This window comes from Chelativorans sp. AA-79 (genome assembly GCF_029457495.1).
In the GTDB taxonomy this organism is placed as follows: domain Bacteria; phylum Pseudomonadota; class Alphaproteobacteria; order Rhizobiales; family Rhizobiaceae; genus Chelativorans.
The window spans coordinates 24,724-37,802 of the sequence record NZ_CP120361.1 but is presented as its reverse complement, the minus strand read 5'-3'; the positions used below and the strand labels follow the sequence as shown (position 1 = coordinate 37,802).

The window sequence follows — 13,079 nt, the reverse complement described above, 5'->3', positions numbered from 1 at the left end:
TTGTCAAGAGTCCGGCATCAACATATTGCGTTTTTTCAAATAGAGGTCAGTACCTGTAGTGGTCAGGCTTGAATGGACCCTGTGGGCTTACGCCGATATAGGCGGCCTGCTCGGGCGAAAGCTCCGTCAGCGTCGCGCCCAGCTTGCCGAGATGCAGGCGGGCAACCTTCTCGTCCAAATGCTTCGGCAGTACGTAGACCTGGTTTTCGTACTGTCCGGCACGCGTCCACAGCTCGATCTGCGCCAGAACCTGGTTGGTGAAGGAGGCCGACATGACGAAGCTCGGATGCCCGGTGGCGTTGCCCAGGTTGAGCAGGCGCCCCTCCGAAAGCAGGATCATACGCTTGCCGTCAGGGAACTCGATCATGTCCACCTGCGGCTTGATGTTCGTCCATTTCAGGTTGCGCAGGGAAGCCACCTGAATCTCGTTGTCGAAGTGACCGATATTGCCCAGGATCACCATGTCCTTCATCTTGCGCATGTGATCGAGCGTGATGACATCCTTGTTGCCCGTCGCGGTGATGATGATGTCGGCGGTGGGCGCGGCCTCCTCAAGGGTCACCACCTCGAAGCCGTCCATCGCCGCCTGCAGCGCGCAGATGGGGTCTGCCTCGGTGATCTTCACCCGCGCGCCGGCACCGGCCAGCGACTGGGCCGAGCCCTTGCCGACATCGCCATAGCCGCAGACGACCGCAACCTTACCGGCCATCATCACATCGGTGGCGCGGCGGATGCCGTCAACCAGCGATTCCTTGCAGCCATATTTGTTGTCGAACTTCGACTTTGTGACGGAATCGTTCACATTGATGGCCGGGAACGGCAGAAGCCCCTTCTTCTGGAGCTGGTAGAGGCGGTTGACGCCCGTGGTCGTCTCCTCGGTCACACCGCGGATCGCCTCGCGCTGACGCGTGAAGAAGCCCGGCGTTTCGGCCATGCGCTTCCTGATCTGTGCAAAAAGCACTTCCTCTTCCTCGCTCCCCGGGTTGGAGAGCACATCCTCGCCGGCTTCGGCGCGCGCACCGAACAGGATGTACATGGTGGCGTCGCCGCCGTCATCCAGGATCATGTTGGAAGGCTCGCCATCGGGCCACTGGAAGATGCGGTCCGTGTAGGTCCAGTACTCTTCGAGCGTCTCGCCCTTGACGGCGAAGACAGGTGTGCCGGTGGCGGCGATGGCTGCCGCAGCATGATCCTGCGTGGAGAAGATGTTGCAGGAAGCCCAGCGGACATCCGCGCCGAGGGTCTTCAGGGTTTCGATCAGGACCGCCGTCTGGATCGTCATATGGAGCGAACCGGAGATCCGCGCGCCCTTCAGCGGCTTGGTGGTGCCGAACTCCTCCCGGGAAGCCATCAGGCCAGGCATCTCCGTCTCCGCGATCTCGATCTCCTTGCGACCCCAATCGGCAAGGGACATATCGGCGACGACATAATCATTGGCGGCCATCGGCTAAGCTCCAGTTCGGATTCAAAACAGGCGCCTCGGGGGCGAAACGGATTTCCGCCTGCCTAGCAGATCGCGCGGCCGGCGACAACGATATAAAGAAATCTTTATCCGTGCATATGCTTTGCTCGAAGGGGCCGGGCGCGCCGCCTAGACGTCCTCGCCGAACCGTTTGGCGATCAAGTCGCCCAATGCATCCAGAAGTTCGGCGGCCTCGGGTCCGCGTGCGGTCACGCGGATGCTGCAGCCCGGGCTCGCAGCCAGCATCATGAGCCCCATGATGGACGTACCGCCCACGGCGATCCCGTCCTTCTCCACCGTCACCTTCGCATCATAGCTGCCGACCAGCTGGACGAACTTCGCCGATGCGCGCGCGTGCAGGCCGCGCTGGTTGACGATGGGGAAATCACGCGTCACGACCTCGGCGGTTTTGGCGAACCCTCCAGTCATTTGCCGTCGAGCACCTGGCTTGCCACGTTGATGTATTTGCGGCCGGCAGTCTGCGCCTCTTCCAGAGCCCTCTTCATATCGTCGTCGGTACGTACGCTGGACAGTTTTATGAGCATCGGCAGGTTCATGCCGGCGATCACCTCCACGCGGCCAGCCTCCATCACCGATATCGCCAGGTTGGAAGGCGTTCCGCCGAACATGTCCGTGAGAATGATCACGCCCGCGCCCGTATTCGCCCGCGCCACGGCTTCGAGGATGTCGTGGCGGCGCTGCTCCATGTTGTCGTCCGCGCCGATGGATACGGTTTCGAGATTGCTCTGAAGTCCCACCACATGCTCAAGCGCGTGACGGAACTCCTCGGCCAGCCGGCCGTGGGTGACAAGGACAACTCCAATCATCGAGCGATTGCCTCTCGGTCGCCCATCGCAACCGCCGCCCTGCAAAGGGTACGCGCCCCTTTTTCCTGCCTCGAGGCTGTCACACCGCTACTCCGTATCAATGGCCTACGCAGTCCGAACGCCCTGCCATTCCGTTCCCGGTCACGACGACTGCCCCACACACGACAAGAACACTATCTTGTCAACGTCAAAGACGTTGACAAGCCCAAAACTGCGGCGTTCCCAGCGATTTTGACGAGTTCGCGACAGGGATCAGCCGAACGGCGGGAGTTGCAGCCGCGCCGCGATCGCCAGGACAGCGGCCTCGGTTCCGCAGGCCGCCAGATCGAGGCGTGGAAGCTCTATCCCCTCCAGGAACACCGCTTCGCCCTCCTGGTAGCGCGGCGCCTCGTCCCGGCAGACCAGCCGGATGACGAGATCGATCACCGCCGACCGTTCATGCGCAATGGGGGCCGGCCCAAAACCCCGCGCCTCGGCGAGCCCCTCGATCGCGGGCGCCGCCCGCCCGATCAACCGCCCTCCCGCAGCGGCAAGAAAAACCTGATCGTCCGAGACGATCCGCGCGAGGCGGCCGTTCGCGGCGCAATGCTGGAGAAGCGCCAGGGCGAGGGCGGTCTTGCCCGCCCCCGACGGCCCTATGATGAAGAGGCCGCGATCGTCCGCGAGCAGGAGGTTGCCGTGGTGGTTCGACGTCACGATCACCCTTCCGCCGGGAGGGAGATCACGAACCGCGCGCCGCGCACCTCCCCGGGCTTGGAGCCGGGGACGTTTTCCGCCGTCAGCGTGCCGCCATGTGCCTCGATGATCTGGCGGCTGATGGAAAGGCCGAGACCGGAGTTCTGGCCGAATGCCTCACCGACGGGACGGTCGGTATAGAAGCGCTCGAAGATGCGCTCGATATTGTCGGCGCGGATGCCGGGTCCGTTATCGTCGACGGTCAGGATGATACGGTGCTGGCTGCGCGACAAGGTGAGCGTGATCCGCCCGCCCTCTTCCGGCACGAATGAACGCGCATTCTCTATGAGATTGGTCACCACCTGGCCGAGCCGCAGATCATGACCCTCGACGATGAAATTCTGCCCGGTCTTCCCCTCGGTCTTGAACTCGATGTCGACCTGTTTCTTCTTGCCGCCCATGTCGCGTGCGCCGGCAACGAGATCGCGAAGAAATCTCTGCAGGTCGATGGGTTCGGAATCCTCGCGCGCGAATTCCGCATCGAGCCGGGAAGCATCGGAGATGTCCGTGATTAGCCGGTCGAGCCGGCGGACATCGTGCTGGATGATCTCCATCAGCCTGTCGCGCGAGCGCTGATCCTTGGCGAGAGGCAGGGTTTCCACCGCGCTTCCGAGAGAGGTGAGCGGGTTTTTCAGCTCGTGCGCCACATCCGCCGCGAAGCTCTCGATCGCATCGATACGCGCGTAGAGCGCCTTGGTCATATCCCTCAGCGCGATCGAGAGGTTTCCGATCTCATCCTGGCGGTGCGAGAAGTCGGGAATCTGCTCGCGGGTGCCGGCTCCTCGGCGCACGCGTATCGCGGCCGCCGAGAGCCTGCGAAGAGGATTGGCGATGGTGGATGCAAGCAGCAGGGACAGGATCGCGGTGACCACCGCGGCGACGGCGAAAACGCGCAGAACCGCTCGGCGTTCCTCGGCGATGATGCGGTCGATGTCGCCTTGCGTGGAAAGTTGGAGCACGCCGACGACGGCTCGGTAGCGCTGAATGGGAACGGCGACGGAGATGATGTATTCCCCTTCCGGGCTGCGCCGCCGCACGGCTTCCGGCTCGCCGCCCTTGAGTGCGGACATCACCTCTTCATAGGCCACGCCGCTGCCACCCGGCTGTTCGCGGTCGATGGGCAGGTCGTTGGCCTGGAACATCGCGCCGATCCGTTCCGTCAGCTTTTCGAAAAAGCTTTTCTCCTCACCATCCACGCCGGGCAGCTGATAGCGGAGGATCGAATAGAGCTGGCGCGAATCGAGCACGAGGTTGGCGTCGCGGTCGTAGATGCGTGCGCGCGTCCTGTCCGGATTGATCAGGCGCCGCAGCAGATGCGCGACCTTTTCCGGATTGATCGGAAATTCCAGGCTCTCGAGCTGATCGGATCCGGGCGGCAGCTGCTCCCCGGCCTGCATTTCCAGGAGCTTTTCCGGATCGATCAGGATCGCATCCGTCTCCACCGTGGCGGAGGCCGCGATGGCGCCGGCGATGATGCGGCCCTGGGTCCTGAGGCTTTCGATCTGTGCTTCAACCAGCGCGTCGCGGAACTGGTTGATATAAAGGACACCGACGACGAGAACGCCGATGGCCGTGAAGTTGAGAATAAGGATCCGCCGGGTCAGGCTGGAGAACATATAGTGCCCCAGCACCCGGCGGAGGGGCACCGCAAGCCGGCCAAGCAGCCAGGGCGTGGAACGCCCCGCCTTCGCCTGCCCCGCCGATGTGCGTTTATCTTGTGCCTCGATGGCCATCCACGAACGCTGCTATACCTCGCGAAACCTGTAACCGACGCCGTAAAGCGTTTCGATCATATCGAACTCGCCATCCACGGACTTGAATTTCTTCCGCAGCCGCTTGATGTGGCTATCGATCGTTCGGTCGTCCACATAGACCTGTTCATCATAGGCTGAATCCATCAGCGCATCGCGGCTCTTCACCACGCCCGGGCGCTGCGCCAGCGCGTGAAGGATCAGGAATTCGGTGACCGTAAGCGTGACGGGCTCCTCCTTCCACGTACAAGTATGCCGCTCCTGGTCCATGACCAGATGGCCGCGCTCGAGGGAGCGCGACTGCTTGTCAGGCGCCTTGGTGGTATTCTCGCGGGCGCTCGCCCGGCGAAGGACGGCGCGCACGCGCTCGACCAGCAGCCGCTGCGAGAAAGGCTTCCGGACGAAGTCGTCGGCGCCCATCTTGAGGCCGAAGAGTTCATCGATCTCGTCGTCCTTGGAAGTAAGGAAGATCACCGGAAGGTCGCTCTTCTGGCGCAGCCGGCGCAGAAGCTCCATGCCGTCCATGCGCGGCATCTTGATGTCGAGGATTGCAAGCGTGGGCGGACGGGCGCTCAACCCCTCCAGAGCTGACGCCCCATCCGTATAGGTTTCAACGCGATAGCCTTCCGATTCCAGCGCGATTGAGACGGACGTAAGGATGTTCCGGTCGTCATCAACGAGCGCGATTGTTGCCATGTCTAGTGGCTCCCTCATCATGGGCGGCGTCCCTTCTGCTGCTCAGAGGCGGCAGATGCAGGACAAATTGGGTACAAAATGTGGCACATTCTCCAAACCAAGTCACTTCGGAGTGTTTGGTGCGACCGTTTCACGCAAGGGTTAACGGCCCGGGTCGGGAGCGCGTGAAGCGTTTGTTCCCGCCCTGTCGAAGCGACTTTCCCAGGCGCCAAGCAACGATTCCAGATCCCGCGGCAGCCTGCTCCGGGCCTTATGCGCTGATAGGGAGCGGCTGTCAAACCGCCGGGCTCGGGGGCATCCTGCTCGGCTGCCGCGCAGCGTGGACAGCGTGCGACATAGCGGCCATCCGAGCGGTGCAGGGGCGCAAAAGCTGGCGCGAACCCTTCTCAGGCAGGCAGATGACGATAACCGGCTCCATGAATTTCCGCCGAACTGAGCCTGTTCCCGGACCTTGGCTCGGGGCAGATCAGCGCAGGACGTGGTGTTTCCGCTACGGACCGGGAAGGGACTGCCGGGCGGAGAGGTATGGCCGCACATGCCCCGAAGCGCCACAGGCAACTCAGGGCCGGCGGACGACCCGCACTTTCCCGCTGTTTCCGCCCCCGCAGTAGAATCGGTCGCGGCCATCGGATTCGAGTCCCGATACGCCGGCTCCCGAGGGCATTTCGAGTCTCTCCAGGACGTCTCCCGTCTCGGGATCGATTCGCCGCAATTCGCTCTCGTCACGTTCCCAGGTGGCGTGCCAGAGCTCGTCATCCATCCAGGTGACCCCCGTGACGAAGCGGTTGGATTCGATGGTGCGAAGAATCGCTCCGGTCTCGGGGTCGACCTTGTGGATTTTCCGCTCCCGATACTGTCCCACCCAGAGAGACCCTTCGGCCCAAGCCAGGCCCGAGTCGCCGCCGCCGCCCGGTGCGGGGATCGTGGCGAGCACGCGGCCGGTCTTCGGGTCGATTTTCTGGATGCGATTCTCTGCGATCTGGAACAGGTGCTGCCCGTCAAAGGCCGTTCCCGCATGCGCGGCGGCATCGATCGAGCCCGCCATCTTCCCGCTCGCCGGATCCACGGCGTTCAGCTTGTCTCCGGACGCAAACCACACGTGCTGACCGTCGAAGGTGACACCGTGCACGTTGTCGACACCCGGAAAGGGTCCGTATTCGCGAAGGATCTCGGCAGAAGATCGTTTCATGGTTTCATCCTGGAGCTCTCCAAGCCTTTCAGGTCAGACTATCGTGAAAAGATATTAATCACCCGGCAACGGGCCGGGGAGTAACAAAACCGTCGGGAATCCCGGTACCGGCGGAGTCATCCAGCGTCGCGCCCGTCCCCGACCGAGAGACTGCACCTTGCCTGCCGCCGCAAGCTGCTCGAGCGCCCGCTGCACGGTACGGGGGCTCGTCCCGAGCGCAATCGCGAGGGCTGAACTCGACCACGACTCGCCGTCGGCAAGGAAGGCGAGCACCGCCGCATGCCGCTCTTCGACAGGCGGCGCCAGCACGACGACCGCGCGCGCACGGTGCGGTGCCAGCGCAAAGCCGCGGCTGGTTGCGACCACATCCGCCAGCGTCCGAAGCTCGGCACGAAGCCTTCCGATCTCGACCCGCAGCCGCGCGCGATGCGAGTCATCGGCGTGCTTGGCGCGGAAGGCCCGCGTAAGGAGCGTGGTCCTTGGCGCATCTCCTGGCCAGGTTTCGGCCAGCGCGCGTGCAAGCGCGAACAAGACCGGGCGCGTCGCGAGCGAGACCATCCTGTCGGCGTCACGCACGACATTGCGGCAGGCGTCCACCACCAGGGCTCCTGAAGCCAGAAGCGCTTCAACCTCTTCGAGCAGGAGGAGGCGTTCCCTGCCGCGCGAGATCAGGCGTGCCGCGGGTGTATTCAAGACGAGGGATGTGCTCTCAACCTCCGCCGTCAACGCGGGAATGCCGGCTTCGTGCGCGGCCCGCTCCGCCCGAGCGAGTGCTGCGCGCGCAGCCTGCGTCCGGATGCGCCGTACCGCGATGCCGGCGACCGCCAGTTCGTGGAGGGCCCTCGATGCGGGTGGGAGCCACGTGGGATCGAGTTCGCCGAGCATGCGCTCGGCCTGCTCGAGGCGGCCGATCAGGAGCAGGCGTCGGATTTCCAGATTCCGCGCATGCGCGGCGTTCGCGCCGTCACCATGCGCTTCGAGCGTTGCCCTCGCCACGTCGAGCGCTCTCCGAGGCCAGTTGAGGTCGCGTGAGACGAGCGCCACCTCGGCCTCGGCAATAATGCACCTCGCACGCGCCACCGCCTCTCTGGAGCCGAAGGCGCGGGCCGCGCTTTTCAACAGGACCTTCGCCCGAACGAGATCTCCGAGCTGCGCCATCGCGATGCCCCGAAGCGCGAGCGCGGGCGCGTCGTCGCGCAGGGCCACCCGATTCAGTGCGCCGAGAGGATCGCCCGCGGCGAGCGCACGCGCTGCGGCCGTGATCAGCGAATCCATCGCAATCCCGTCACGCTTGTCACCTCCAGATTTCGACGCCCGGTCCTAGGCTACCTCACGACCACTTGGCAGGAGTCTAGGGAAGCTGACCGGAAGGAGAATCGCAAATGCCGGACATCTTGCACAGGGTCCGAATGAAATCGTCGTCTCCGGAAGATGCCTATCGGGCCCTGACCACAACCGAAGGCCTCTCCGGCTGGTGGATAATCAAGACCCGGCGAGAAAGCCGCGTCCGCGGAGCGATCCGGTGCCGCTGCCTGGAAGATGAACCGCGCGCTCCTGCTGATTGGGCAAACGGATCGAACGCGTCGATGAAGCGCTGCTAAGGGCCGCTTCTCCAGACGCGTTCGATCAGCGATCATAGTGGCGGTGGTGATCTGTTGTTGCAGTTGGAATTCGCCGTCAGTTCATTGCGTGATTTCCGGCTCGACGAGTTTGGCAAGCTTGCGCAGCGACTCCTGCCAACCGAGATAACATGCTTCGAGGGGGATCAGATCGGGCACGTTCTCCTGAACCACCGTCATTTCCGTTCCGACTGAAACGGCCTTCAGCGTGACGGTCACTTTCATCTCGCCCGGAAGGTTCGGATCGTCGAAGACATCGCTGTAGACGAGCGTCTCGCCGGGAACGAGTTTCAGATAGGTGCCGCCGAAGGAATGGCTTTGCCCGGTCGTGAAGTTCCGGAAGGACATTCTATGCTTGCCCCCCTCCCTCGCCTCGAGCTCATGGACGGTACAGGTGAAGCCGAAGGGCGGGAGCCAACTCGCAACCGCGTCAGGTTCCAGAAATGCGCGATAGACTTTTTCGGGCTTGGTGGCGAAGACCCGGTGCAGTTTAACGGTGTTCGGCATGATAATCTCCATTCATTGATCTCGCCAAGGCGTCGTGGCCCCGGGCCGGTTACCTTGCTACTGCGGCTTCCAGCGCCGCGATGTCGATTTTCTTCATCGTCATCATCGCCTCCATCGCGCGCTTGGCCTTGGCGCGGTCGGGATTGGTCGTCAGCTCCATCAGCCGCTTCGGCGTGATCTGCCAGGAGAAGCCCCAGCGGTCCCTGCACCAGCCGCAGGCACTCTCCGCGCCGCCGTTTTCGACGATGGCGTTCCAGTAGCGATCAGTCTCTTCCTGATCTTCGGTCAGCGCCATGAAGCTGACGGATTCGTTCGCCTTGAAATTCGGGCCGCCGTTCAGGCCCAGGAACGGCCGGCCGAGCACGGTGAACTCGACGGTCAGTTCATTGCCTTCCTTGCCGCCGGGATAGTCGGATGCGGACGCATTCACCCGATCCACATGACTGTCCGGAAAGGTGGCGGCATAGAATGCGGCTGCCTTGCTTGCTTCGCCGTGGTCGAACCACAGGCAGGTCACGAGTTTGGTCATATCTGGTCTCCTCGGTTTTGGGGTATTTGTTCGCGCCGCGTTTGCGAGACCTCAGTCTTCAGCGAATAGCCGCTTCAGATGTCATAGGTGCGGCGGCCAGGCAGTAGATCGAAGGCCTTGTCGTGAGTTGCAGCGATGGCCTCTCCCACGGCCGGTTCGGAATGCGGCACAATCCAACCGCCATGTTCGAAATCGCCATCTCCGTCTTCGTCTGATCCGCCAGACGCCTGGACCAAGCCGTCCAGAGAGATGTGTCCGATGATCCTGATCTTTCTCATGGATCTTCCACCTGTATTCGTTGCTTCGCGACCCGAGGACGAACAACGGGCGCGTCTCCCGACAACCAGCCTCTTTTTTTCGGCCGCGGAACTTCGCGAACCGAATCCTTCATCGGACCTCGCCGGAGCGCGGATATTCGAGCTGCATCGCAACGACATTGGTCGTGCGTTCGCCATAGCGCCTGGCGATGGCCTCAAGCGCGTGATCCAGCGCGTCGGCCGGCCGATAGTCAGGGAAGGTCGCAACGCGACGTTCTTCTGCCCAGTCAGTTGTGTTCTGATCTGGCAAGACGCGGACGCCGTTGGCGGTCATGACCGCTGGCCTTGAGCTAGCAAATGTCATGGCGCTGGAGCGGTAGGTCCGCGACCAGGCATCGGCCACCAACGCGAGCGAGACCTCGTCCATGGCCGCCTCAAGCCGGATTCCCAACTCCTCGTGAGTCCAGAAGGCAAGGCGGTTGAGTAACACCGTCGTCGCGAAGGAGCGGGTGAGCTGGAATGCACCGCTCGCATGTCGTGAATCCCAGGTTTCGAGGCCGAGGTCGCGCGCGACCTCCTCGGCCCGCGTTCGTCCGGCGATCGCCTCGATCAGCGTCAGCATCATCGGTATGGATGCGGTAATGCCGGTCGTCGTCGCAACGCCCTCATCGGCGACCATCCGCCGGTTCGCGACATAGTCGATCGTCGGGTTGCGATCGAGCATCTCGCCGACATAGTACCAGTGGGTCGTGGCCCGACGGCCATCGAGCAAGCCGGCCGCGCCGACCACCTTCGCACCTGCACAAACACCGATGATCCTTGCGCCTTTGCGGGATTGGCTCTGGAGCCAGGCGAGCACCGCCGGATCGTCATCGCGGCTCATGGCGGGGACGATGACGTAGTCGGCTCCTTGCGGATGCGCGGCGTCGAACTCGGCAATCGTCGCATCGGGCTCGACCTTGAGTGCGGGATAGAGCTGCACCGGACCCGGGCCAGTTGCCAGCATTACGACGTCAGCCACACCGGCCCGCCGCAGGATGCCCGTTGGCACGAGATAGTCGGTGGTCTCGGTTGCGTCGTTAATACCGACAACCGCAATCAACGGACGCTCGCCTCCTTCGGGTCTGAGCAATGCGAGCATAGCCTCTGCCTCCTCCCGGGGCACCGGCGGAGGCTTGGCCGCAACGGTTGCTGTGGGAAGGCTGAAAGCCCAGCCGGCAAAGCCGGTCAGGCCAAGGAAGACGGCGGCGATACCGCCCCAGATGAAGATGGATTTCGACATGGCTGCCTCTCTCCAGCAAGGATGGACGTGCCGTCAGGCGACAAGCATCTCTGTTGAACTGGAAATCTATCTGAAGCGGAATATGGCAGAAATGACAAAGATATGGTAATTCCTGCCAATGCATCAGGTCATCTTCATCGTCTATCCAGGCTTCGAACTGCTCGATACCGCCGGGCCCGCAGCGGTCTTCAACGGCGCCAACCGGGCTCTGGGACAGCAAAGACAACCTGCCTATTACAAGGCCGATCTCGTATCGGCCGAAGGCGGCGCAATCGAAAGCAGCAGTGGAGTTGTCGCCCAAACAAAGGCGATTTCGGATGTCGAGCCGGGGGAAGCTCAGACCGTTCTGGTCGCAGGCGCAGAACGGGAACAACTCCTACCGGCTGTCGCGGATCCGGTCCTTCGTGCCGCGCTTCCGAGACTGGCCGGGAAGGCCCAACGCTTCGGGTCGGTCTGTAGCGGCGGCTTCCTTCTGGCGGCGCTCGGCCTGCTCGACGGCCATCGCGTAGCGACCCACTGGGATTCCTGCAAACCGCTCGCCGAGACCTTTCCGGCCGTCACAGTCGATCCGGATGCGCTCTACGTGGTCGACGGTCGGTTGTGGACATCGGCCGGCGTGACCACCGGCATCGACATGGCGCTGGCCATGATCGCCAATGATCTTGACGCAACCATCGCTGGAGAAGTCGCGAAACGGCTGATCCTCTACGCCCGGCGCCCCGGTTACCAGTCTCAGTTCAGCCCGGTCCTCAAAGCGCAGGTGAAGGGTGACAGCCCATTCGCCGACCTGATCGGATGGATACAGTCCAACCTCGACGCGCCGTTGGACGTACCCTCGCTGGCGGATCGCGCCGGCCTGACCGAGCGGACCTTCCATCGCAAATTCGTAGCAGCGACAGGAGAAACACCTGCCCGGTTCGTCGAGACCGCGCGGCTCGATGCCGCGCGCATGCTGCTCTCGCGCGGCCTTTCGCTCAAAACGGTGGCGGCGCAGGTCGGCCTGTTCCCGGCTGCGCGTCTTTCAGAGGCGTTCGCTCGGAGGTTCGGCGTGCCGCCGGGCTTGTTCCGCGAGATGCATGCCGGACTTTGAGGAGTTGCTGTTTAGCAGCAACCCGGGGCCGGCTTCGTGAGGCGGCGATCCGCGAGCCCTGACCCTCCATTCGGCCGGGCAGCGGTCGATGCGGGTGTGGAAGGGTACGACGCACGTGGTCGCCATGGGCAAAGACGGCGTGATCCGCTGGAACGATCGCGAATGGCGCAGCCTGAGCCAAGCCCCGCGCCCTCACCGGCATTCCCGGTGCGAATTCGGCCTTCTGTGGTCACGGACCAGGGTGCAATGCGGAGAACCGGCGCCAATCGACAGGATATTTTCATGTCCGGGGCGGACAAAGAAGACGGTGGTGCCGCACGCCGGACTCGAACCAGCGACCCCATCATTACGAATGACGTGCTCTACCAACTGAGCTAGTGCGGCACAGGCCGGAAGGCTCGGCCATTTGCGTGCCCGCCTGATACAGGCATCACGAAGGAAGATCAAGTGAAGTTGCGCGGCCACTTCACCCACTTCCCGAAATGGCGATGGACTCTGCCAGCGTCTCGGATAATCTGTCTTGAGACTCGCAGCCCGAGGCGGCGGGTGGAGCAAAACAAGGCAGGAGGAGCCCCATGGCAGAGATTGCGATGATCATCAACGGGCGCGAGGTTTCCGGCAGCGTGGAAGACCGGACGCTGCTCGTACAGTTCCTGCGCGAGAACCAGGGGCTCACGGGCACGCATGTCGGCTGCGACACCTCCCAGTGCGGGGCCTGCGTCGTGCATATGGACGGGAAAGCCGTGAAGTCCTGCACCATGCTTGCCGCACAGGCTTCCGGCACGGAGATCGTCACTATCGAGGGTCTGGCTGGGGACAACCAGCTTCATCCAGTGCAGGCCGCATTCAAGGAACATCACGGGTTGCAATGCGGCTTCTGCACGCCGGGAATGATCATGGCCGCGGTGGACATGATTCACCGTCATCCACAGGGTCTCGACGAGAAAACAGTGCGCAGGGAACTTGAGGGCAACATCTGCCGCTGTACCGGCTATCACAACATCGTGAAGGCCATCCTCTCCGCCTCGGAGGCGATGAGCGGGAAGACGAAGGCCGCCTGACGGCGGTAGGGCAATTGGGCAATAGGCAGCAGGAACGGGCGAGATGGCTGGCAGGGCGCCGAAAGGTTAGCGGT

Annotated in this window: 14 protein-coding genes and 1 tRNA gene; 2 read left to right on the top strand and 13 right to left on the bottom strand. The window is 63.1% G+C overall.

Annotation, left to right across the window (positions count from 1 at the left end; translation table 11 throughout):
• Positions 1-46 precede the first annotated feature (46 nt).
• From ahcY to PVE73_RS00120, 12 genes are all read right to left on the bottom strand, one after another.
• Entirely contained in the window at positions 47-1,444 is a 1,398-nt protein-coding gene (gene ahcY / locus PVE73_RS00175) for an adenosylhomocysteinase (RefSeq protein WP_277365006.1), read from the bottom strand.
• Positions 1,445-1,591: 147 nt separating this feature from the next.
• Positions 1,592-1,891, bottom strand: a complete 300-nt coding sequence (locus tag PVE73_RS00170; protein ID WP_277365005.1) for an HPr family phosphocarrier protein — start codon at positions 1,889-1,891, stop codon at positions 1,592-1,594.
• Entirely contained in the window at positions 1,888-2,289 is a 402-nt protein-coding gene (locus PVE73_RS00165) for a PTS sugar transporter subunit IIA (protein WP_277365004.1), read from the bottom strand. Before PVE73_RS00165 ends, PVE73_RS00170 begins: the two co-directional genes overlap by 4 nt.
• 252 nt (positions 2,290-2,541) lie before the next feature.
• Positions 2,542-2,985, bottom strand: a complete 444-nt coding sequence (locus PVE73_RS00160; protein ID WP_277365003.1) for an HPr kinase/phosphatase C-terminal domain-containing protein — start codon at positions 2,983-2,985, stop codon at positions 2,542-2,544.
• 2 nt (positions 2,986-2,987) lie between these two features.
• Complete coding sequence (locus PVE73_RS00155) at positions 2,988-4,757, bottom strand: sensor histidine kinase (RefSeq protein ID WP_277365002.1); 1,770 nt, start codon at positions 4,755-4,757, stop codon at positions 2,988-2,990.
• A gap of 12 nt (positions 4,758-4,769) precedes the next feature.
• Positions 4,770-5,471: a response regulator transcription factor gene (locus PVE73_RS00150; RefSeq protein WP_277365001.1), complete on the bottom strand. Its 702-nt coding sequence runs from the start codon at positions 5,469-5,471 to the stop codon at positions 4,770-4,772.
• A gap of 559 nt (positions 5,472-6,030) precedes the next feature.
• A complete protein-coding gene (locus PVE73_RS00145) occupies positions 6,031-6,660 on the bottom strand; it encodes a PQQ-binding-like beta-propeller repeat protein (protein WP_277365000.1) in 630 nt (209 codons plus the stop codon).
• A 54-nt stretch (positions 6,661-6,714) separates the two neighbouring features.
• Entirely contained in the window at positions 6,715-7,935 is a 1,221-nt protein-coding gene (locus tag PVE73_RS00140) for a helix-turn-helix domain-containing protein (protein ID WP_277364999.1), read from the bottom strand.
• A 407-nt stretch (positions 7,936-8,342) separates the two neighbouring features.
• Positions 8,343-8,786 (bottom strand): SRPBCC family protein, encoded by a 444-nt coding sequence (locus PVE73_RS00135; RefSeq protein ID WP_277364998.1) that lies wholly within the window; start codon positions 8,784-8,786, stop codon positions 8,343-8,345.
• 49 nt (positions 8,787-8,835) lie between these two features.
• Complete coding sequence (locus PVE73_RS00130) at positions 8,836-9,315, bottom strand: VOC family protein (RefSeq protein WP_277364997.1); 480 nt, start codon at positions 9,313-9,315, stop codon at positions 8,836-8,838.
• A 74-nt stretch (positions 9,316-9,389) separates the two neighbouring features.
• Positions 9,390-9,593, bottom strand: a complete 204-nt coding sequence (locus PVE73_RS00125; protein ID WP_277364996.1) for a hypothetical protein — start codon at positions 9,591-9,593, stop codon at positions 9,390-9,392.
• Between the two features lie 109 nt (positions 9,594-9,702).
• Complete coding sequence (locus tag PVE73_RS00120; protein ID WP_277364995.1) at positions 9,703-10,854, bottom strand: DJ-1/PfpI family protein; 1,152 nt, start codon at positions 10,852-10,854, stop codon at positions 9,703-9,705.
• Positions 10,855-10,972: 118 nt separating this feature from the next.
• Between PVE73_RS00120 and PVE73_RS00115 the strand changes: the two genes are divergently transcribed.
• The gene (locus PVE73_RS00115; protein WP_277364994.1) at positions 10,973-11,944 is read left to right on the top strand and encodes a helix-turn-helix domain-containing protein; all 972 of its coding nucleotides are present in this window, start codon (positions 10,973-10,975) and stop codon (positions 11,942-11,944) included.
• A gap of 308 nt (positions 11,945-12,252) precedes the next feature.
• Here PVE73_RS00115 and PVE73_RS00110 read toward each other — a convergent pair.
• Positions 12,253-12,328: transfer RNA gene (locus tag PVE73_RS00110), tRNA-Thr, on the bottom strand.
• A 191-nt stretch (positions 12,329-12,519) separates the two neighbouring features.
• Between PVE73_RS00110 and PVE73_RS00105 the strand changes: the two genes are divergently transcribed.
• Positions 12,520-13,005, top strand: coding sequence for a (2Fe-2S)-binding protein (locus PVE73_RS00105; protein WP_277364993.1), 486 nt, complete (start codon positions 12,520-12,522; stop codon positions 13,003-13,005).
• The last annotated feature ends 74 nt before the right edge of the window (positions 13,006-13,079 follow it).

Coding starts and splice junctions, on each gene's coding strand:
- ahcY (WP_277365006.1), bottom strand. CDS start 1,444: ATGGCCGCCAATGATTATGTCGTCGCCGATATGTCCCTTGCCGATTGG.
- PVE73_RS00170 (WP_277365005.1), bottom strand. CDS start 1,891: ATGACTGGAGGGTTCGCCAAAACCGCCGAGGTCGTGACGCGTGATTTC.
- PVE73_RS00165 (WP_277365004.1), bottom strand. CDS start 2,289: ATGATTGGAGTTGTCCTTGTCACCCACGGCCGGCTGGCCGAGGAGTTC.
- PVE73_RS00155 (WP_277365002.1), bottom strand. CDS start 4,757: ATGGCCATCGAGGCACAAGATAAACGCACATCGGCGGGGCAGGCGAAG.
- PVE73_RS00150 (WP_277365001.1), bottom strand. CDS start 5,471: ATGGCAACAATCGCGCTCGTTGATGACGACCGGAACATCCTTACGTCC.
- PVE73_RS00145 (WP_277365000.1), bottom strand. CDS start 6,660: ATGAAACGATCTTCTGCCGAGATCCTTCGCGAATACGGACCCTTTCCG.
- PVE73_RS00140 (WP_277364999.1), bottom strand. CDS start 7,935: ATGGATTCGCTGATCACGGCCGCAGCGCGTGCGCTCGCCGCGGGCGAT.
- PVE73_RS00135 (WP_277364998.1), bottom strand. CDS start 8,786: ATGCCGAACACCGTTAAACTGCACCGGGTCTTCGCCACCAAGCCCGAA.
- PVE73_RS00130 (WP_277364997.1), bottom strand. CDS start 9,315: ATGACCAAACTCGTGACCTGCCTGTGGTTCGACCACGGCGAAGCAAGC.
- PVE73_RS00125 (WP_277364996.1), bottom strand. CDS start 9,593: ATGAGAAAGATCAGGATCATCGGACACATCTCTCTGGACGGCTTGGTC.
- PVE73_RS00120 (WP_277364995.1), bottom strand. CDS start 10,854: ATGTCGAAATCCATCTTCATCTGGGGCGGTATCGCCGCCGTCTTCCTT.
- PVE73_RS00115 (WP_277364994.1), top strand. CDS start 10,973: ATGCATCAGGTCATCTTCATCGTCTATCCAGGCTTCGAACTGCTCGAT.
- PVE73_RS00105 (WP_277364993.1), top strand. CDS start 12,520: ATGGCAGAGATTGCGATGATCATCAACGGGCGCGAGGTTTCCGGCAGC.